Raw genomic sequence first — 18,537 nt, 5'->3', positions numbered from 1 at the left:
ATGGGCTATCAGTGAGCAAAGAATCCGATTACACAATCGCCTCCCGGAGCATTGCCTTCTCGGAGAAGAATGGGAGCCATAAGGGAGTTCTTGAAGTAGAGATCATGCAGCCGCGTCTGCTTGACGATGAGAGGTTTTCGTCAAACGGTTGGCTTGGACTGTTTGGCTGCAAAGTGGTGTTTGACGTTTTCCCGCACCTCAACTATGAAGTTAAGGGTGCGGATGCGTTGCATGCACTGCAACTTGCAGTCAGCGTTGATCAAGTTCTTCGAAGTTTGACCCAAAAGTACGACTTGTTCTTTCTGGACGGGGATCCATATTTCGAAGATTAATCTTCCTGCTTTTCGAAGTTACCAGGATTTAGCGCGTAGGATGGGTTGAGCGGAGCGATACCCATCATCGTGATGAAGGCACCACGTGCTCGATGGGTATCGCCTACGGCTCAACCCATCCTACAGGGTGAGTCTTCACGGGTTTCGTTGCTCCGCGTGCAAGCACAGGGTCCGGAATTTCCTGGCCGTGTGCTTGTTGCGGGCTGCTTCATACGAACCGCTCAGAACTCCTGCCAGCCCTCGCCATCTCCGTCGACAAGCGCGGGTTCCGGTTTGCGTGTGGGCTGTTTGCGGACTGCAACTTTGGGTGCCGCCACCTGCCGGGCTGCGCCAGCGGCCACGATGGCGTTGCGGATCGGAGCACTTGCACTGGCCTGCAGCTTGAACACCGACACGCTCTGGGTCAGCGCACCGGCCTGTTCTTCCATCGAACGGGCGGCAGCAGTCGCTTCTTCGACCAGCGCAGCGTTCTGCTGGGTGGTTTCATCCATTTGCGTAATGGTCTGATTGACCTGCTCGATGCCGGCCGACTGTTCCTGCGAGGCCGCCGAGATCTCGGCCATGATGTCGGTCACGCGCTGCACGCTGGCGACGATCTCGCCCATCGTCGTGCCGGCCTGGTTCACCAGCGCCGAACCCTCGGCGACCTTGTCCACCGAGTTCTCGATCAGACCCTTGATCTCCTTGGCCGCATTGGCCGAGCGCTGGGCCAGCGTGCGGACTTCCGATGCGACCACCGCGAAGCCGCGGCCTTGTTCGCCAGCGCGTGCGGCTTCCACCGCTGCATTGAGCGCCAGGATGTTGGTCTGGAAGGCGATGCCGTCGATGACCGAGATGATCTCGGCGATCTTCTTCGATGACTGTTCGATGTCGGTCATCGTGGTGACCACGCAACCGACCACTTCGCCACCCTGGGAGGCGACCGATGCTGCACCGATGGCCAACTGGTTGGCCTGGCGGGCCGACTCGGCGTTCTGGCGCACGGTGGAGGTCAGTTCCTCCATCGAAGCGGCGGTCTCTTCCAGGTTGGCCGCCTGCTGCTCGGTACGGCGCGACAGGTCGTTGTTGCCGGAGGCGATCTCGCCGGCAGCGGTGTTGATGCTGGTGGCCGCCATCTGGATGCCGCCGACGATCTCGGTCAGCTGAGCGACGGTGGCATTGGCGTCATCGCGCATGGTGGCGAACACGCCATGGAAGTCGCCTTCCATGCGCGCGGTCAGGTCGCCGCGTGCGATCGCCTGCAGCAGCTCGGACACCTCGACCAGGTTGCCGTCGGTGGTCTCCATCAGCTGGTTGAGTCCCGCGATCATCTCGCGGAAGTCGTACTGGTACTTGTCGACATCGCCCCGCTGGCTGAAATCGCCGGAGGACGCGGCCAGCGCCAGGCGCTTGATCTCGCCGTTGATGGCCGACAGGCTGGCCTTGGTGGCGTCCATCGTCTGTGTCAGCACCGCCTTTTCGCCGGGCAGACGGTCCATGTCCAGCGACAGGTCGCCGATGGCATAGCGCTGCATCACTTCAACAAGGCGCATCTTCACCGCGATGTGCGAGGCCACCAGCGTATTGGTGTCGCGCACCATGCGGCCGTACTCGCCCGGGAACGCGCTGTCGTCGATGCGGTGGCTGATCTGGCCATCGTCGTGTCGTCGCGTCATCTCGGTCTGTGCCTTGATCACGGAGACCACCTGGGTCTGCACATGGTGCATGGCGGACAGCAGCTGGCCGACCTCGTCGTGGCGCGAGGTGTCGATGCGGCTGTCCAGTTTGCCGGCCGCCACCGCCTCGGCGATGGCGACGGCGCCGCGCAACGGGTGCGAGACCACGCGACGCACGCCGAACCAGGCCAGCGTCGCGATGACCACCAGTGCCAGCAGCGAAAGCAGCAGGATGATGACCGTCAACGCATGGCTGGAAGCCAGCACGGTGGAACGCGGTTCGACCGCCACCAGCGCCCACTTCCACGGGGCGAACTGCTTCACCGCGACCAGCGCCGGCACGGCGTCTTCTCCGGCCTTGGGCGCGATGTCGAGCACCGCGTGCCCATGGTCCTGCGCCAGCAGGGCCTTCATCTCCGGCACGGCGTCGGCGTCCACCACCGAGGAATACAGCGCGTCCTGGCTGGCGGGATGCGCCGCCAACTTGCCGTGGTGCTCGCCTTCGGCGATATCCACCACGAAGAAATAGCCCGCTTCGCCCAGCGCCGTGTTGCGCAGCTTGTCCTTCAGCGCCGCGAGGCCGTCGCCGTAGTTCTGGCCGACGAACAGGATGCCGATGGTGTTGCCTTCCGCATCCTGCAGCGGCTCGTAGTGGGTCATGTAGTCGCGGCCGAAGAGGCGCGCGCGGCCGGTGTAGGGCTTGTCCTGGAGGATCAGGGCGTAGGCGGGATGCTTGTGGTCCAGCGCGGTGCCGATGACGCGTTCGTCTTCGGTGTTGCGCAGCGACGTGGTGGCACGGATGAAATCATCGCCCTGGCGCACGAAGAGAGTGGCGACAACGTCGGTGGCCTCGGTGAAGCGGTCGACGGTGGCGAAGTCCAGGTTGATCGCCTGCGTGCCGAAACGCAGTTCGGGAACCTCGAAGTCGCCGATCGGCGTGGTGCGTGCGGCATCGACCGAGACGTCGCCCGGAGGCAGTGCCGCGCGGAAGCTCCTGGCCATCCGCTGCGTGGCGTCGGTCAGGGTGTTGTCGTACAGGGCGATGGATTCCAGCATCACCTGCGCCGCGACGTCGAGGTCGCCCAGTGCACGCGCCTCGATGGCGCGACTGGATTGCCGCTGCACGATCACAGCGAGGAGGGTGAGGACGACGGCCACGGCGAGCGTGACCTGGAGGGAAAGCTTACTGCCGAGAGAAAGGCGCTGAAGTCGATTCATGGGGGCAGGGCATGTCGTGATGGAGGCTGAACCGATATCGGCGTTACAGCCGGGTCATTGAGCCCTTGTGGGGATTTCCCCGACGAACGGTAAATGCAGATACTTGCGCGAGTTGGGCGCTCCAGACAGGCACGGCCCGGAAAGTCCGGGCCGTGCAGGGTGCTTCTGCCGCGTGTTGCGATGCGCGATCAGAACTCCTGCCAGTCACCGTCGGCGAGGGCAGGTTCGAGCTTGCGCGCAACCGGCTTGCGGGCCACGGCCTTGGGCGTGGCTACCTGCCGCGGTGCGACCGCCGCCGCTGCAATGGCCTGGCGGACCGGGGTACTGACGGTGGCATGCAGCTTGAACACCGACACGCTCTCCGTCAGCGCACCGGCCTGCTCTTCCATCGAACGGGCGGCGGCGGTGGCTTCTTCGACCAGTGCGGCGTTCTGCTGGGTGGTCTCGTCCATCTGGGTGATGGTCTGGTTGACCTGCTCGATGCCGGCCGACTGTTCCTGCGAGGCGGCGGAGATCTCGGCCATGATGTCGGTCACGCGCTGCACGCTGGCGACGATCTCGGCCATCGTCGCGCCGGCCTGGTTCACCAGCTTGGAACCGTCGGACACCTTGTCCACCGAATTCTCGATCAGGCCCTTGATCTCCTTCGCGGCATTGGCCGAACGCTGGGCCAGCGTGCGGACTTCCGAGGCGACCACGGCGAAGCCGCGGCCCTGTTCGCCAGCGCGTGCGGCTTCCACGGCCGCGTTGAGCGCCAGGATGTTGGTCTGGAAGGCGATGCCGTCGATGACCGAGATGATCTCGGCGATCTTCTTCGACGACTGTTCGATGTCGGTCATCGTGGTGACCACGCGACCGACCACATCGCCGCCCTGCGAGGCCACGGATGCCGCACCGATGGCGAGCTGGTTGGCCTGGCGGGCCGATTCGGCGTTCTGGCGCACGGTGGAGGTCAGTTCCTCCATCGAAGCGGCGGTTTCTTCCAGGTTGGCCGCCTGCTGCTCGGTACGGCGGGACAGGTCGTTGTTGCCGGAGGCGATCTCGCCGGCAGCGGTGTTGATGCTGGTGGCCGCCATCTGGATGCCGCCGACGATGTCGGTCAGCTGGGCGACGGTGGCGTTGGCGTCATCGCGCATGGTGGCGAACACGCCATGGAAGTCGCCTTCCATCCGCGCGGTCAGGTCGCCGCGGGCGATGGCCTGCAGCAGTTCGGATACTTCTGCCAGATTGCCGTCGGTGGTTTCCATCAGGCGGTTCAGACCTTCCACCATGTCGCGGAAGTCGTACTGGTACTTGTCGACATCGCCGCGATGGGTGAAGTCACCGGAAGCGGCGGCGGTAGCCAGACGCTTGATCTCGCCATTGATCGCCGACAGATTGGCCTTGCACATGTCCATCGCTTCGGTGATGACGATCTTTTCGCCGGGCAGGCGGTCCATGTCCTCCGACAGGTCGCCGACGGCGTAGCGGCGCATCACTTCCACGGCGCGCATCTTCACGCCGATATGCTGGGCGACCAGTGCGTTGGTCTCGCGCACCATGCGGCCGTACTCGCCGGGGAAGGCGCTGTCGTCGATGCGGTAGCTGATCCGGCCTTCGTCATGGCGCGCCGCCATTTCGCTCTGGGCGGCGATGACCGCCTTCACCTGCGTCTGCATGCGCTGCATGGAGCCGAGCAGGTCGCCGAGCTCGCTGCGGTCGTCGATGATGATCTGGCGATCCAGCTGGCCGCGCGCCACGGCGTCGGCGACGCTCATGACCTCGGCCATCGGGCGCACGATCGAGCGGGTGATGAGCACTGCAGCCGCGATGGCCAGCATCAAGGCCACCGCCACCAGCAGGCCGATGGCCTTGATGTTGGTGCTGTAGCCCGTTTCCTGGGCCGCCACGGCCTGGTCCAGTTCCTTCATCTTCGCTTCCAGCATCCGCGCGACGGCGTCGGCGGTGGCCTGGCGCAGGTCGCCGGCGCCACTGGCAGGCGTCAGGTCGCCGACCTTGACCGACTCGATCAGCCGGCGGCTGTTCTCGAAGTACAGCGCGGCCCTTGCCGTCATCTCCTGGTGCAGGGCCTGCTCCTGCTTGTCGGAAAGGCCGGCCCCATACGCCTTGGCAAGCTCGTCGAAGGCCTTGCCACCCGCGATCAGCTCGCCGGTGTATTCGGCGACCTTTTCCGGATCCTCGTAGCCGGCGACCAGGCCGCGCTCGCTGACGCGGTATTCGGCCAGCATGGTCGCCATGCGGCCCAGGTCGCGGATGGCCGGTACTTCCTTCTTGGTGATGTCGAGCACCACGTCCTGGGCCACCCCCATCCGCTGCGCGGAGAACGCCCCGGTGGCGACGATGAGCAGAACGAGCACGGCGAAGCCTATGGCCAAGCGCTTGCCGATCTTGAGGTGTTTGAACATGAAGGCGGTCTCGGTAGAGTTCAGTAGGTGGGGCCAGTGCATCAGGCTGATGCTGTGGCGGTCCATGCCCTTGGTGCGGTGTCTCTCCCCGAGTAACGGCGGAATATGACCGTTCTTGATGACCGCTCGGCGGAAAGGTAAGCGCGCTTACCTGCATGTCGACGGCATGCCCGCGCAGACCGTGACCGGCTGCGCAGGCGATGCGGAAAGCAGGTTCAGAAGTGCATCTGTGCGCGCAGCTGGAACACGGACGGGTCGGCGGAGAACGCGCCGCGCGTCGCATCGCTCTTCACGTAGTTGGCCTGGAACTTGAAGTAGGGCGTCAGATACCAGTTGGCGCCCAGCGTCCAGTTGTGTTCGCGGCCGCCGGCAATGCCGTCGCTGTCCAGGTTGATGCGGCTGTAGCGGGCAAGCAGCTCCCATGCGCCGTATTTGCCCTTGGGCTTGGGGTTGCTGACGTTGCCGCCGCTGTAGCTGCGCGATTCGCCGGTCACCAGCCAACTGCCCAGCACGTAGCCGCCATCGGCCGAGTACGAGGGGAGTCCCAACTCGCGCGTGGTCTCCTGCCGCAGGTACTCGCCCTGCAGCGACCACGGGCCGTGGATCCACAACGCTTCCAGGGCGGTACGCTCGATGCGGTCCACGCGCGTGAGCGTGCCCGAGTCCACCAGGCGCACACCGGTGAGTGACGCTTCGGGCTTGGCGCGCCAGCGCACGCTGGGATACACGGTGGCGCCCAGGCCGTTGACCTCGCTGTCGGGACGTTCCTGCGAACCGGCGATTCCGAGGTGCAGCACGTCGCCGGCCGCCTTGCGCGGCGTCCACGCCAGGCGGAACGCCGCCGTGTCGCCCTTGTTGTTGCCCTGCAGGTCGGACTCGAAGAAGTAGCCGACGTTGGCGATGTAGTGCGTGCGCTCGAACGCCCAGTCGATGCCGCTGCGGCGGCCCTGGTAGAACGCCTGCGTGGGCAGCGACGGCTCCATCATCGAGACGTGGCGCGTGCCGGTGTTGCCCTCGAAGCCGAGCGGCAGCTTCATCTGGCCGATACGCAGCTTGCCGGCGTCGCGGCCGAACAGCGCCTTGGTTTCGAGGCGCAGGGCGACGTCGCTCCAGGTCTTGGCCTGAAAGTCGAAGGTCGCGCCGAAGTCGTATACCCCCTTGCGCTTGAGCGTCACGCCGAGCTCCTGGCGACGCCATGCATCGTCGTCTTCTAGCGCCGCGCCGTTGTAGCCCTCACCGGAGAAGCGGTTGATGTCGTATTGCAGGTTGCCGCCCAGGCTGAGTTCGGTGCCGTCGGCGAAGCTGATCTTCGGCGGCCATGCAGTGGCCTTGGTGCCGGCATCTTCCGCATGGGCGCTGGCATGGATGGCCATCAGGGCCAGGGCGAGGGTGGACAAGTACTTCATGGATTTACCTGCTGGGTGTGGGCAAGCGCCCGCCTGTCGCAGCCAGTCTAAGGCCGCGTGCCAAGTGAACGCAGAAGAGGAAGGGTGGAGGGGCGGCGTCAGGCCGCCTGCAGCGTCCTGCGTGCGCGTACCAGTCCGCCGACATCGACGATCAGGGCCACGCGGCCGTCACCGAGGATGGTGGCGCCGGAGATGCCATCGATGCGGCGGTAGTTGTTTTCGATGTTCTTGACCACGACCTGCTGCTGGCCGATCAGTTCGTCCACTTCCAGCGCCAGCTTCTGGCCGTCGGCTTCCACCACGACCACCAGCGGATCTTCTGCGTCGCTCTGGCCGTAGCGGTAATAGTCGTTCAGCGACACGATGGGCAGGTACTCGCCGCGCACGCGCAGTACGCGGCCGTCGCCCGCCACCGTGCGCACGTCCTCGGCCTGCGGCTGCAGGGCTTCGAGCACGTAGCCGAGCGGCAGGATCAGCGTTTCTTCGCCGACCGACACGCCCATGCCGTCCAGGATGGCCAGCGTCAGCGGCAGCCGGATGACCACGCGCGTGCCGCTGCCGGACGCGCTTTCCAACTGCACTTCGCCGCCCAGCGCCTGGATGTTGCGGCGGACCACATCCATGCCCACGCCACGGCCGGAAAGATCGGTCACGGCCTCGGCGGTGGAAAAACCGGGCTGGAAGATCAGGTCCCAGACCTGCGAGTCGCTGGGATTCTCGGGCACGGCCAGGCCGCGCTCGGCGGCCTTGGCGAGGATGCGGTCGCGATTCAGGCCGCGGCCGTCGTCGCTGACTTCGATGACGATATGACCGCCCTGGTGCGAAGCGGCCAGGGTGATCGTGCCGGTTTCGTCCTTGCCCGCCTCGCGGCGTGCATCGGGCAGTTCAAGACCATGGTCGATCGAGTTGCGGACCAGGTGCACGAGCGGATCGGCGATGCGTTCGATCAGGCCCTTGTCCAGTTCGGTGCCTTCGCCGATCGTGCGCAGGCGCACCTGCTTGCCGAGGCGGGCGGACAGGTCGCGGACCAGGCGCGGGAAGCGGCGGAATACCGCGTCCACCGGCAGCATGCGCACGCCGATGACGGCCTCCTGCAGGTCGCGCGTGTTGCGTTCCAGCAGGTCCAGGCCGGCGAACAGGCGCTCGCACTGGGCCTGGTCGAGCAGGCCGGAGACCTGCTTCAGCATGGCCTGGGTGATGACGAGTTCACCGACGAGGTTGATCAGTCCGTCGATCTTGTCGACGCTGACGCGGATGGAGGTTTCTGCGGTGTCGTTGGCGGCGGGCGCGGCGCCTGCCGGTGCCTGCGCACCGCTGGCGGTGACCGTGGCGGCCGGCTGCGCGGCAATGGCGACGGCTTCCACAGGCACCGCATTGCGCTGCATCGGCTGGATGTCGAGTTCGCAATCGTCGACGACCCAGGCGAATACATCGTCCACCGCGCTGCGCGGCACCTTGCCGATCAGGCCCAGGTCCCACGCGAGATAGGCTTCCAGCGGATCGATCTGTTCGAAGCCGGGCAGGCGCTCCATGCGGCAGGCGATTTCGAGCGGGCCGAGGTGTTCCAGTTCGCGCAGGATGCGCAGCGGATCGTTGCCGCTCATGAACAGCGACGGTGCTGGGGTGAATCCGATCTTCCAGCCTTCCGGCGTTTCGTCGGCCTTCGCTGCGGCCGCGGGCGTGGCGGCAGGTGCGTCCTGGCCGGACAACACCGCGTTGAGGCGGTCCTTCATGGCCTGCACGGCGGCAGGATCCGCCGGCGTGCCGTGTTCGGCTTCGGCCAGCAGGGCGCGCAGCACGTCGACCGAAGCGAGCATCGCATCGACCGCGGGCGGACTGACCGCACGCTGGCCGGCGCGCAGTTCGTCCAGCAGGGTTTCCAGCACGTGGGTCATGCCGGCGATGGCATCGAAGCCGAACGTCGCCGAGCCGCCCTTGATGGAATGCGCGGCGCGGAAGATGGAATTGATCAGGTCGCCGTCGCGATTGCCTTGTTCCAGCGACAACAGGCCGGCCTCCATCGCTTCCAGCCCTTCGCGGCTTTCCTCGAAGAACGTGGCGTGGAAGCGCTGCATGTCCATGTTCATTGCGACGGTGCCCTGGTGCGGTCGGAGGGGAAGCGGAGGAAAGGAGGATCAGCCCAGGACTTTCTGGACGGTGGCGACCAGTTGTTCCGGGTTGAACGGTTTGACCAGCCAGCCGGTCGCGCCGGCGGCCTTGCCTTCGGCCTTCTTGTCGGCGGCCGATTCGGTGGTCAGCATCAGCATGGGCGTGAACTTGTAGTCGGGGATGCCGCGCAGGGCGCGGATCAGCGAGATGCCATCCATGTTGGGCATGTTGACGTCGGTGACCACCGCGTTGAACTTCTGTCCCTGCGCGCGTCCCAGTGCGACCTGGCCATCTTCGGCTTCATCCACCGAAAAGCCGGCCGATGTCAGGGCGAAAGCGACCATCTGTCGCATCGAGGCCGAATCGTCCACTACCAGAATGCGTGCGCTCATGCGGCGTTCTCCACTTGTTGCATGTTGTTTTCGTTGTTGGTGGTCGCCAGGCCCAGCTGCGGCCCGAGGCCGAGCAGGCGCGCCGCGTCGCGGAAGTTCTGGCTGACGGCACCGAAGTCGGTGGCCAGCCCAGCCTGTTCGCGCTGGCGCACGAAGCTGCACAGCACCTGCAGGCTGGCGGTGTGCACGCGCTGTACCGTGCCGGCATCCAGCACCAGCGGGCCAGGCTGTGCGACATGCATGGCCAGGTGTTGCTTGAGGTCGGTGGCGGCCTCGATGCCGAGGTCATCACCCAGGGGCACTGCGCTCATCGTGTCTCCGGAAGGGCGGCTCTAGTGGGGTATCGGCGCTCACGGGCCACTCTTGAGCATCCGGTGTGGATATGTGACGCGGTTCGTGGAATGCAGGGAGTAGGCGGCGGGGATGGGAAGCCCACTTCGGCGCGTGCGTTCCCGGCTTCCAGAACACCTGGCAACACCGGCATGGAGGTGCTGGCGGAGTGCACCATCCTGTGTGCCTTGTTCCGATTTCCCCACATCACTGCAGGACTTGCGAGGCGTCCAGCAGGATCACCGCGCGTTCGTTGAGGCGGGCCACGCCGCGGAACAGGGGATTCGCAATGCGGCCGACGCGCGCGTTGTCGGGGGATTCGATCTGGTTGTCGGTCAGGTTGGCCACGTCCTCCACCGCGCTGACGCGCAGGCCGAGGATCTCGCCGTGCTCTTCGAGCACCACGATGCGCGTGGCGGCATCGGTGTCGATCGCACTGCGGCCCAGGTACAGGCCCATGTCGATGACCGGCACAACCTGGCCGCGCAGGTTCATCACGCCGAGCATGTGCGGCGCGGCGCCGCGCAGCGGCAGCAGGGTGGCGGGGCGCACGACTTCCTGCACCTTCAGCAGTTCCAGCGCGTAGTGCTGCTGGTCGCAGCGCAGGCGCAGCCAGCGCGTCTTGCGCTCGGTCGCGCGGCGGCGCTCGCCGGTGTCGGGCAGCGCTTCCTGCAGGTACGGCTTGCTGGGCAGCGGCGCCAGGGCACGCGGGGCCTGCACCGCGGGTGCGGCCGGTGCGGCGACGGGCGCGGGTCCGGCAATCCGTGCGGTGGGCGCGGCACCGCCGTGCAGGTCGTCAAGCAGGGCTTCGAACTCGTCGTCGCTGATCATGTCGCCGGCACTGCCTGCGCGCGCAGGCGCGACCGCAAGCGCAGGCGCGGGAGGCGTCGGCGCCGCGACGATCGGTTCGCTGGCGGGCGCGGCCACCGCGGCGGGGGCGCCACTGCCGTGCAGCTGGTCCAGCAGCGCTTCGAACTCATCGTCGTCGATCATGTCCGCGTCGCTGCCCGGCCGCACTGGTGCGATCGCCAGCGCGGGAGGCGCTTCGACCTTCGCGATGGGCGAAGCAGACGTGTCGGCCGCGTCGGGGGATGTGCCGGCGGTCACCGCCGTTTCCTCGACGACCAAGGCCAGGGACGGAGCGACGGTTGCCGTGCCCAGTTCGCCCAGCAGGTCGTGCAGGTAGTCGTCGAGGACGGCGGGCGTGTTCATGCGGCTTGCTCGGTGGCGCGTGCTTCCGTCAGCAGCAGCCAGTCCAGCGCGCGGCGGTAAGCCGACAGGCCGCGACCGGGATACTGTGCGGGCGGGCTGGAACGGGTCAGTGCATCGACGCTGCAGATGCGCGTGTCGTTGGGGATGGCGTCGTTCCAGACGCGTCCGCCGTACTCGTCCTGCATCGCCTTCAACGTCTCGGCACCGGTGCGGGTGCGCTTGTCGTACAGCGTGGGCAGGATCGATACCGGCAGTTCGCGGTGGCGCGAGCGCTGGATCATGTCGACGGTGCGGCACATGCCTTTCAGGCCGTGCAGCGCCAGCGGTTCGGTCTGGGTCGGAATGATGACGTGGTCGGCAGCGGCCAGCGCATTGACCATCAGCAGGCCCAGCGTGGGCGGGCAGTCGAACAGCACGTGGTCCCACGCCTGGCCGCCGCGTGCGAGCGCATTGGACAGCGCCAGGCCGAGGCCCGGCTGGGTGGCGCTGCGGCGCTCCAGCGTGGCCAGCGGCGTCTGCGCGGGTACGAAGGTGAGGTTTTCGATCTCGGTGGCGCGCGCCACGCTGGCGAGCGTGGGCGGTTGCTCATCGAACAGGTCCAGCACGCCGGAAGGCTGCGGCTCGGCGGGCACGCCGAACGCGCGCGTCAGCGATGCGTGCGGGTCCAGGTCCACGAGCAGCACGCGGCGGCCACGCATGGCCAGCGCGCGCCCGAGGGCGAGGGTGGTGGTGGTCTTGCCGACGCCGCCTTTCTGGTTGGCGATTGCCCACACGCGCATCACTGGACTCCTTCATGGACCTGGGGCGCCGGCGGCGCTCCGGGCATGGGCGACGAGGCGTGGGTCGGCAACGACGGCAGTGCGATCACTGACGGCGCTTCGACGGCCTGTTCCTGGGCATGCAAGTTCGGTGCCGGGCCGGCGGGGCTGGCCAGGATGATCAGCAGCACGCGGCGATTGGCGTTGCGGCCTTCGACGGTGGCGTTGTCGCCGATCGGCCGGAACTCTCCGTAGCCGATCATCGCCAGCCGCTCCGGCGGGATTCCGTCGCGGACGAACAGGTGCACCACGCTCGCGGCGCGCGCCGACGAGAGTTCCCAGTTGGACGGGAACTGGGCGGTGCGGATCGGGCGGTCGTCGGTGTAGCCCTCCACGCGCACCGAATTGGGCACATTGCCCAGTACTTCCGCCAGCTTGCCGACGGTCTGCTGCGCCTGCGGGTCCAGCGCCGCCGAGCCGGTGGCGAACAGGATGTCGCTGTTGATCTGCACTTCCAGCCACAGCTCGGAGCGCTTGATGACCACCAGCTTCTCGTCGATCAGCGGCGCCAGCGCGCGTTCCAGGTCATCGGCGATGCGCTTGAGCTCGCCCTGCGCGCTCTTCAGGCCCTTCTCGTCCATCGAGAGGTTCATCTGCGAGGCCATCGCCGCCAGCAGGGTGACGTTGGGCGAGGGCGACGGGGCGGACGGCCCCTGCTTGGCGCCGGACTTGATCGGCGAGGGCCGGTCGAAGTCGGCGCCCTGCAACTGGTGGTTGCCCACCTGCACCGGGTTGATCGTGCGCGGCGCGCCACCGAAGGCCGCGGTCAGCGCATCGGCCATCACGCGGTATTTGCCCTCGTTGATGGTGGAGATGGCGTACATCACCACGAAGAAGGCGAGCAGCAGCGTCATCAGGTCGGCGTAGGGAATCGCCCAGGCCTCGTGGTTCGCGTGCTCCTCGTGTTTCTTCCTGCGCGCCATCGCCGTCGTTCCGCAGGGATCAGTGCAGGAAGCCGGCCAACTTGGCCTCGATGTTGCGCGGGTTCTCGCCCTGCGCGATCGCGATCAGGCCTTCGATGATCATTTCCTGTTCGCGGCTGCGCCCACCGATCACGCTCTTGAGCTTGCTGGCGATGGGCAGGAAGAACAGGTTGGCCGACGCGATGCCGTAGATCGTCGCGGTGAACGCGGCGGCGATGCCGTGGCCCAGTTTGCTGGGGTCGGCGAGGTTCTTCATCACCGCGATCAGGCCGAACACCGCGCCGATGATGCCCAGCGTGGGCGCGTAGATGCCCATGGCTTCGAACACCTTCGCGGCGGCCAGGTCCTGGTGCTCCTGGCCGTTGAGATCGATCTCCATCATGTGGCGGATCGATTCCGGCTCCACGCCGTCCACCAGCATCTGCAGGCCCTTCTTCAGGAACGGGTCGTCCTGCTGGTTGACCAGTGGCTCCAGCCCCAGCAGGCCCTGCTTGCGGGCGATGTTGCTCCAGTCGACGATCTCGGCGATCAGCGCATCGCCATCGGTGCCCGGCGGCCGGATCACCCAGCGCACGATGGACAGCGCGCGCTTGAATACCGGCGGCGGCGTATGCACCAGGATCGCGGCCACGGTGCCCAGGATCACGATGACGAAGGCCGCCGAGGACCACAGCGAGGACAGGCCCGCGCCCTTGAGGATGCTGCCGCCTACCAGCGCAACCAGCGCCAGGATGAGTCCGATGAGGCTGAAGATGTCCATGTGCAGATCTATCGGCCCGGTTCAGGTGGACTTGAGCTGAGCTTCTTGTAGGAGCGACGTGAGTCGCGACCGCGATCACACAGACATCGAGTTGTCATGCCGCGCATGATCTGGAATCGCGAGCTGTCGCCTTGCGGTTGCAGGAGCGACGTTATTTGCGGCCGGCTCACACCGCCATCCAGGCGTCATGTTGTGCAGGGCGTGCGGTCGCGACTCACGTCGCTCCTACAGGGAGCACAACGCGTCACGCCGTCGCGCGCAGGCCGTCCACGTCCAGGATCAGGGCCATGCGGCCGTCGCCGATCAGGGTGGCGCCGGCGTAGCCGGGCAGGCCGCGCACGGCGCGCGGCAGGGGTTTGATGACGACTTCTTCGCGGCCGCGCACCTGGTCGACGATCAGGCCGAAGCGCTGTTCGCCCATCTGCAACACCACGATGGTGAGCAACGGCGTCATCACCGGATCGACCCGCAGCCAGTGGCGCAGGTCGATCAGCGGCAGGGTATGGCTCTGGCGGTCCAGCACGGCCTGGCCGTCGAACCAGCGCAGGCTCTCGGAGGGTGCGTGCAGCACTTCCATCACGCGTGCCAGCGGCAGGGCGTAGACGGGTTCGCCGGCCTGTACCAGCAGGGTGGGCAGGATGGCCAGCGTCAGCGGCACGCGGATGACGAAGCGGCTGCCACGCCCGATGTCGGAATGGATGGCGATCTGGCCGCTGAGTTCGCGGATGCGCGACTGCACCACGTCCATGCCCACGCCGCGGCCGGAGATGTCGGTGACCTCGGCCTTGGTGGAGAAGCCGGGCAGGAAGATCAGTTGCAGGCATTCATCGTGGGTGAGGCGCGCGGCGGCTTCGGGATCGATCAGGCCTTTTTCCAGCGCCTTGGCGCGCAGGCGTTCGGGGTCGATGCCGGCGCCGTCGTCGCGGATCTCGATGGTGACGAAGTCGCCTTCCTGCTGCGCCGACAGGCGCACGTGGCCGGCGCGCGGCTTGCTGCAGGCCTCACGCAGGCTGGGCACTTCGATGCCATGGTCGATCGCATTGCGCACCAGGTGCACCAGCGGGTCGGCCAGCGCTTCCACCAGGTTGCGGTCGAGTTCGGTTTCGGCGCCGACCAGTTCCAGGTCGACTTCCTTCTGCAATTGCCTGGCGACGTCGCGCGCCACCTTGGGAAAGCGCGAGAACACCTTGCCCACCGGCTGCATGCGGGTGCGCATCACCGCTGTCTGCAGGCGCGCGGTGGCGATGTCGAGGCTGCTGACGGCGCGGTCAAGTTCTTCGTCGCGGATGCGCGCGCGCAAGGTCTTCAACCGGTTGCGCGACAGCACCAGTTCGCCCACCAGGTTGACGATGGCGTCCAGCCGCTTGGTGTCCACGCGGATGGTCTGTTCGGTTTCACCGCCGGCCTTCGCGACCGGCTTCGGTGCGGCCGGTTTCGCGGGCGAGGGGGCCGGTCGCGCGACGGGCGCCGGTGCGGCCGTGCGGGTGGGTGCGCCATCGCCATGCAGCTGGTCCAGCAATGCCTCGAACTCGTCATCGCTGATCAGGTCCGCGCCGGTGGCGGCGGGCGTGGCGCTTGTGGCGGTCGTTTGCTTCGGCGTGGCAGGCGCGGCATCCCCGCGGGTATCGAACTGGTCGATCAGCATCTGCGGTGCGTGCGGCGGGTCTTCGCCGGCGCCGATCGCATCCAGCATCTGTTGCAGCCAGTCCAGCGATTGCTGGGCGGCATCGAAGTGCTGCGGTTCCAGCGTGGCCTGTCCCGCGCGTACCAGGCCGAGTGTTTCTTCGGCGGCATGGCACAGGTTGACCATCGGCTGGATGCCGAGGAAGCCGGCGCCGCCTTTCAGGGTATGGAAGCCGCGGAACACCGCGTTCAGCTGCTCGCTGTCGGAAGGATCCTGCTCCAGCGTGACCAGTTGCTCGCCCAGCCGGTCGAGGATTTCCTGCGCTTCGATCAGGAAGTCGGCGGCGATTTCAGGCGTGACGGCGGACATGGGCGGGGCAGGTACCGGTACGGGCGATCAGCGGGAGGAATGGGGCAGGTGCATCGCATGGGCGTGGCGACGCCGCAGGAAGCGGCCCACCAGGGCGTCGCAGACCAGCAGCGCCCCCACGAACAGCAGGACGAGCGGATGGCGGGAACGGCGGGCGGAAGCGTCGGGCATGGCAGGTCTCCGGTTCCGCTGCGCGTTCACGGGTGCCTACAGCCCCAGTCCGGAGAGCAGGTCGTCTGCGTCGTTCTGTGAAAACGCATTGCGGTCCAGACCAGCAACGGCCGGACCGGCCAGATCTGAAGGGTTCTTCTTCTCGGGCGGCGGCAGGCCCAGCGCACCGAAGCCCTCGTGCACGCGACGGACGATGCCCGCGACGCGACGGATGATCTGGCCGGTGAGGTCCTGGTAGCTCTGCGCCAGGGCCATTTCCGACAGCCCCTTGCCGATGCTGTCCACCAGCGCCGCCTGTTCGGGCGACAGCGCGGTGCCCTTCAGCTGGGTCGCGTAGCCGCGGCATTGTTCGGCCAGGTCCAGCGTGGTGTGGCTGGCCTGTTCGGTCATTTCCACCACGTGGTCCAGGCGTGCGCAGGCGTCGTCCAGTTCGCCGGGTCCGGTGGGCGGCAGTTCGCCCAGCGTCTGCGCCAGTTCGCGCGCGAGGCGGCCCAGGCCCTGCATCATCGGCTGCGTACGCCAGGCGGCGATGGCATCCAGTTCGCGGCGCCAGCCGGCTTCGTCGCCCTGTTCCAGGGCATCCAGCGCGTGCTGAAGTTTTTCCACCAGCGCGGCGCGGGCGCCGGCGACATCGACCACGGCGGTCATCAGGCGGCCGCTCCCAGGCGTTCGAAGATCTTGCCCAGCTTCTCTTCCAGCGTCTGGGCGGTGAACGGCTTGATGATGTAGCCATTCACGCCGTTCTGGGCGGCTTCGATGATCTGCTCGCGCTTGGCTTCGGCGGTGACCATCAATACCGGCAGGGTCTTGAAGCGGTCGTCGGCGCGGATGGCCTTCAGCAACTCGATGCCGGTCATGCCGGGCATGTTCCAGTCGGTGACCACGAACTCGAAGCTGCCCTGGGACAGTGCGGTCAACGCGCTGTTGCCGTCCTCGGCCTCGGCGGTATTGGTATAGCCCAGGTCATTGAGCAGGTTCTTGATGATGCGGCGCATGGTGGAAAAGTCGTCCACGATGAGGATGCGCATGTTCTTGTTGGTCACGGGTGCTCCGGTGTTGCGTGGACGGTGCGTCTGGTGGGGGTATCGGCCGGGGCCGGGAAATATTTAGCGGAGGCGACGCCGCTTTGTAGGAGCGCCCTTGGGCGCGATGCTCTTGTTTGGGGGTGACGGCAAAAGCATCGCGCCCCAGGGCGCTCCTACAGCGTCAACCGTCGTCCTCAAGGCCGGCGTCGGCCTTCTCGAACACCTGCAGGCGTCCACGCAGCCGCACCATGGCCTGGCCGTGGATCTGGCAGACGCGCGACTCGCTGACGCCGAGGACGGCGCCGATCTCCTTCAGGTTGAGTTCCTGCTCGTAGTACATCGAGAGGACCAGCTGCTCGCGTTCCGGCAGTTGGCCGATGGACTTGACCAGTTGCTGGCGGAATTCGCTGCGCTCCAGATGCTGCTCCGGCGAGGGACCGCCGGTGCGCGCGGTGTTCGGTTCGCCGTGGTCGTCGATGTGCGACTCCAGGCTCAGGACCTGGCCGCGCGCGGCGTCTTCCATCAGGCGCAGGTATTCGGGCAGCGGCATTTCCATCGCACTCGCCACTTCGGTGGCGATGGCGGCGCGGCCGGTGCGCTGTTCGATCTCGCGCACGGTGGCGGCCGCCTGGCGGGCGCGGCGGTGGACCGAGCGCGGCACCCAGTCGCCGCGACGGATCTCGTCGATCATCGAGCCGCGGATGCGGATGGAGGCGTAAGTCTCGAACGACGCGCCCTGCTCGGCATCGTAGCTGCGCGAGGCTTCCAGCAGGCCGATCATGCCGGCCTGCACCAGGTCGTCGACCTCCACGCTGGCCGGCAGGCGTGCGGCCAGGTGATGGGCGATGCGACGGACCAGGTCGGCGTGCTGGGTGACGAAATCGTTCGCGGTGCTGCGTTGCACCGCGCGGTATTGGGCGGCGGCGGTGTTCATGCGGCGACTCCCCGCTGGATCAGGCGTTCGACGAAGAACTCGACGTTGCCACGCGCTCCCAGCGGCGGCTGCCAGCGCGCGGTCATGCGCGCGATCTCGGCGATGGCGCGTGCCGACGGGCTGCCCGGGTAGGCTTTGACGACGGGTTGCTGGCGCTGCACGGCACGGCGCAGCCAGTCATCCTGCGGCACGGCACCCAGGTAGTGCAGGGCCACGTCGCCGAGGAAGCGCTCGCAGACGCGGGCGAGTTTTTCGTACAGCTTCCGGCCCTCGTTGGGGTCGCGGACCATGTTGGCGATGACGTGCACGCGGTCCAGGCCACGCTCGCGCGCCAGCACCTTGATCAGCGCGTAGGCGTCGGTGATGGAAGCCGGTTCGTCGCAGACCACCACCACGGTGTCCTGCGCGGCCTGGCAGAAGGTCAGCACGCTGTCGGTGATGCCGGCGGCGGTGTCCACCACCATGAAATCCAGTGCGCGCTGCAGCTCGGAGAACACGTTGACGAGGCCCACGTGCTCGGCCGGGGCCAGTTCGGCCATGTGGCGGAAACCCGACGAGGCGGGAACCACCAGCACGCCTTCGGGCCCTTCCAGCAGGACATCCTCCAGTGCGCAACGACCGGCGACCAGGTCGGCGAGGGTGAACTTCGGCGACAGCCCCAGCAGCACGTCCACGTTGGCCAGGCCGAGGTCGGCATCCATCAGCAGCGTGCGCTTGCCCATTTCGGACAGCGACACGGCCAGGTTGACCGACACGTTGGTCTTGCCCACGCCGCCCTTGCCGCCGGTGATGGCGATGACGCGCACGGGATGGAATGCGCCGGGCATCGGCGGCGTGCCGCGGGGATTGGTCTG

General features: G+C 66.9%; 15 protein-coding genes and 2 pseudogenes. 1 reads left to right on the top strand and 16 read right to left on the bottom strand.

Annotation, left to right across the window (positions count from 1 at the left end; all coding sequences use genetic code 11):
- The first annotated feature begins 11 nt into the window (after window positions 1–11).
- The gene (locus OY559_RS11430; RefSeq protein WP_277726380.1) at window positions 12–332 is read left to right on the top strand and encodes a hypothetical protein; all 321 of its coding nucleotides are present in this window, start codon (window positions 12–14) and stop codon (window positions 330–332) included.
- Window positions 333–553: 221 nt separating this feature from the next.
- Here OY559_RS11430 and OY559_RS11425 read toward each other — a convergent pair whose 3' ends face one another.
- From OY559_RS11425 to OY559_RS11350, 16 genes and pseudogenes are all read right to left on the bottom strand, one after another.
- Window positions 554–3,145 carry a Cache 3/Cache 2 fusion domain-containing protein gene (locus tag OY559_RS11425; protein ID WP_277726379.1) on the bottom strand — a complete coding sequence of 864 codons (2,592 nt, stop codon included), beginning with the start codon at window positions 3,143–3,145 and terminating at the stop codon, window positions 554–556.
- Between the two features lie 248 nt (window positions 3,146–3,393).
- Window positions 3,394–5,610, bottom strand: a complete 2,217-nt coding sequence (locus OY559_RS11420) for a methyl-accepting chemotaxis protein (protein ID WP_277726378.1) — start codon at window positions 5,608–5,610, stop codon at window positions 3,394–3,396.
- Window positions 5,611–5,825: 215 nt separating this feature from the next.
- Complete coding sequence (locus OY559_RS11415) at window positions 5,826–7,016, bottom strand: OprO/OprP family phosphate-selective porin (RefSeq protein WP_277726377.1); 1,191 nt, start codon at window positions 7,014–7,016, stop codon at window positions 5,826–5,828.
- A 98-nt stretch (window positions 7,017–7,114) separates the two neighbouring features.
- Window positions 7,115–9,103, bottom strand: coding sequence for a chemotaxis protein CheA (locus OY559_RS11410; protein ID WP_277726376.1), 1,989 nt, complete (start codon window positions 9,101–9,103; stop codon window positions 7,115–7,117).
- Window positions 9,104–9,151: 48 nt separating this feature from the next.
- The gene (locus OY559_RS11405; protein WP_142124929.1) at window positions 9,152–9,517 is read right to left on the bottom strand and encodes a response regulator; all 366 of its coding nucleotides are present in this window, start codon (window positions 9,515–9,517) and stop codon (window positions 9,152–9,154) included.
- Window positions 9,514–9,828, bottom strand: a complete 315-nt coding sequence (locus OY559_RS11400; RefSeq protein ID WP_277726375.1) for an STAS domain-containing protein — start codon at window positions 9,826–9,828, stop codon at window positions 9,514–9,516. The genes OY559_RS11405 and OY559_RS11400 overlap by 4 nt, the downstream gene beginning before the upstream one ends.
- 226 nt (window positions 9,829–10,054) lie before the next feature.
- On the bottom strand, window positions 10,055–11,059 hold the full coding sequence (locus OY559_RS11395; protein ID WP_277726374.1) for a chemotaxis protein CheW: 1,005 nt from the start codon (window positions 11,057–11,059) through the stop codon (window positions 10,055–10,057).
- Window positions 11,056–11,838 carry a ParA family protein gene (locus OY559_RS11390; RefSeq protein WP_277726373.1) on the bottom strand — a complete coding sequence of 261 codons (783 nt, stop codon included), beginning with the start codon at window positions 11,836–11,838 and terminating at the stop codon, window positions 11,056–11,058. The genes OY559_RS11395 and OY559_RS11390 overlap by 4 nt, the downstream gene beginning before the upstream one ends.
- A gap of 113 nt (window positions 11,839–11,951) precedes the next feature.
- A pseudogene (gene motD, locus OY559_RS11385) lies at window positions 11,952–12,800 on the bottom strand (flagellar motor protein MotD); the annotation flags it as partial.
- Between the two features lie 19 nt (window positions 12,801–12,819).
- Window positions 12,820–13,560 (bottom strand): flagellar motor protein, encoded by a 741-nt coding sequence (locus OY559_RS11380; protein ID WP_277726372.1) that lies wholly within the window; start codon window positions 13,558–13,560, stop codon window positions 12,820–12,822.
- Window positions 13,561–13,804: 244 nt separating this feature from the next.
- Window positions 13,805–15,553, bottom strand: a complete 1,749-nt coding sequence (locus tag OY559_RS11375) for a chemotaxis protein CheA (protein ID WP_277726371.1) — start codon at window positions 15,551–15,553, stop codon at window positions 13,805–13,807.
- 27 nt (window positions 15,554–15,580) lie between these two features.
- Window positions 15,581–15,724 (bottom strand): hypothetical protein, encoded by a 144-nt coding sequence (locus tag OY559_RS11370; RefSeq protein ID WP_185742088.1) that lies wholly within the window; start codon window positions 15,722–15,724, stop codon window positions 15,581–15,583.
- A gap of 36 nt (window positions 15,725–15,760) precedes the next feature.
- On the bottom strand, window positions 15,761–16,372 hold the full coding sequence (locus OY559_RS11365) for a protein phosphatase CheZ (protein WP_277726370.1): 612 nt from the start codon (window positions 16,370–16,372) through the stop codon (window positions 15,761–15,763).
- Window positions 16,372–16,752 (bottom strand): chemotaxis response regulator CheY, encoded by a 381-nt coding sequence (cheY, locus tag OY559_RS11360; RefSeq protein ID WP_056879027.1) that lies wholly within the window; start codon window positions 16,750–16,752, stop codon window positions 16,372–16,374. Before cheY ends, OY559_RS11365 begins: the two co-directional genes overlap by 1 nt.
- A 178-nt stretch (window positions 16,753–16,930) precedes the next feature.
- Window positions 16,931–17,683: an RNA polymerase sigma factor FliA gene (locus tag OY559_RS11355; RefSeq protein WP_277726369.1), complete on the bottom strand. Its 753-nt coding sequence runs from the start codon at window positions 17,681–17,683 to the stop codon at window positions 16,931–16,933.
- A pseudogene (locus OY559_RS11350) lies at window positions 17,680–18,492 on the bottom strand (MinD/ParA family protein); the annotation flags it as partial. The pseudogene OY559_RS11350 and the gene OY559_RS11355, both read right to left, overlap by 4 nt.
- Between the last annotated feature and the right edge of the window lie 45 nt (window positions 18,493–18,537).

The sequence above is a fragment of the Pseudoxanthomonas sp. SE1 genome, from assembly GCF_029542205.1.
Taxonomy (GTDB): domain Bacteria; phylum Pseudomonadota; class Gammaproteobacteria; order Xanthomonadales; family Xanthomonadaceae; genus Pseudoxanthomonas_A.
The sequence above is the reverse complement of the archived record's forward strand: the minus strand, read 5'-3'. Positions and strand labels throughout refer to the sequence as shown.

Excerpts from the sequence above, each read along its gene's own strand:
- OY559_RS11420 (WP_277726378.1), bottom strand. The coding sequence starts at position 5,610 with ATGTTCAAACACCTCAAGATCGGCAAGCGCTTGGCCATAGGCTTCGCC.
- OY559_RS11415 (WP_277726377.1), bottom strand. The coding sequence starts at position 7,016 with ATGAAGTACTTGTCCACCCTCGCCCTGGCCCTGATGGCCATCCATGCC.
- OY559_RS11410 (WP_277726376.1), bottom strand. The coding sequence starts at position 9,103 with ATGAACATGGACATGCAGCGCTTCCACGCCACGTTCTTCGAGGAAAGC.
- OY559_RS11405 (WP_142124929.1), bottom strand. The coding sequence starts at position 9,517 with ATGAGCGCACGCATTCTGGTAGTGGACGATTCGGCCTCGATGCGACAG.
- OY559_RS11400 (WP_277726375.1), bottom strand. The coding sequence starts at position 9,828 with ATGAGCGCAGTGCCCCTGGGTGATGACCTCGGCATCGAGGCCGCCACC.
- OY559_RS11395 (WP_277726374.1), bottom strand. The coding sequence starts at position 11,059 with ATGAACACGCCCGCCGTCCTCGACGACTACCTGCACGACCTGCTGGGC.
- OY559_RS11390 (WP_277726373.1), bottom strand. The coding sequence starts at position 11,838 with ATGCGCGTGTGGGCAATCGCCAACCAGAAAGGCGGCGTCGGCAAGACC.
- OY559_RS11380 (WP_277726372.1), bottom strand. The coding sequence starts at position 13,560 with ATGGACATCTTCAGCCTCATCGGACTCATCCTGGCGCTGGTTGCGCTG.
- OY559_RS11375 (WP_277726371.1), bottom strand. The coding sequence starts at position 15,553 with ATGTCCGCCGTCACGCCTGAAATCGCCGCCGACTTCCTGATCGAAGCG.
- OY559_RS11370 (WP_185742088.1), bottom strand. The coding sequence starts at position 15,724 with ATGCCCGACGCTTCCGCCCGCCGTTCCCGCCATCCGCTCGTCCTGCTG.
- OY559_RS11365 (WP_277726370.1), bottom strand. The coding sequence starts at position 16,372 with ATGACCGCCGTGGTCGATGTCGCCGGCGCCCGCGCCGCGCTGGTGGAA.
- cheY (WP_056879027.1), bottom strand. The coding sequence starts at position 16,752 with ATGCGCATCCTCATCGTGGACGACTTTTCCACCATGCGCCGCATCATC.
- OY559_RS11355 (WP_277726369.1), bottom strand. The coding sequence starts at position 17,683 with ATGAACACCGCCGCCGCCCAATACCGCGCGGTGCAACGCAGCACCGCG.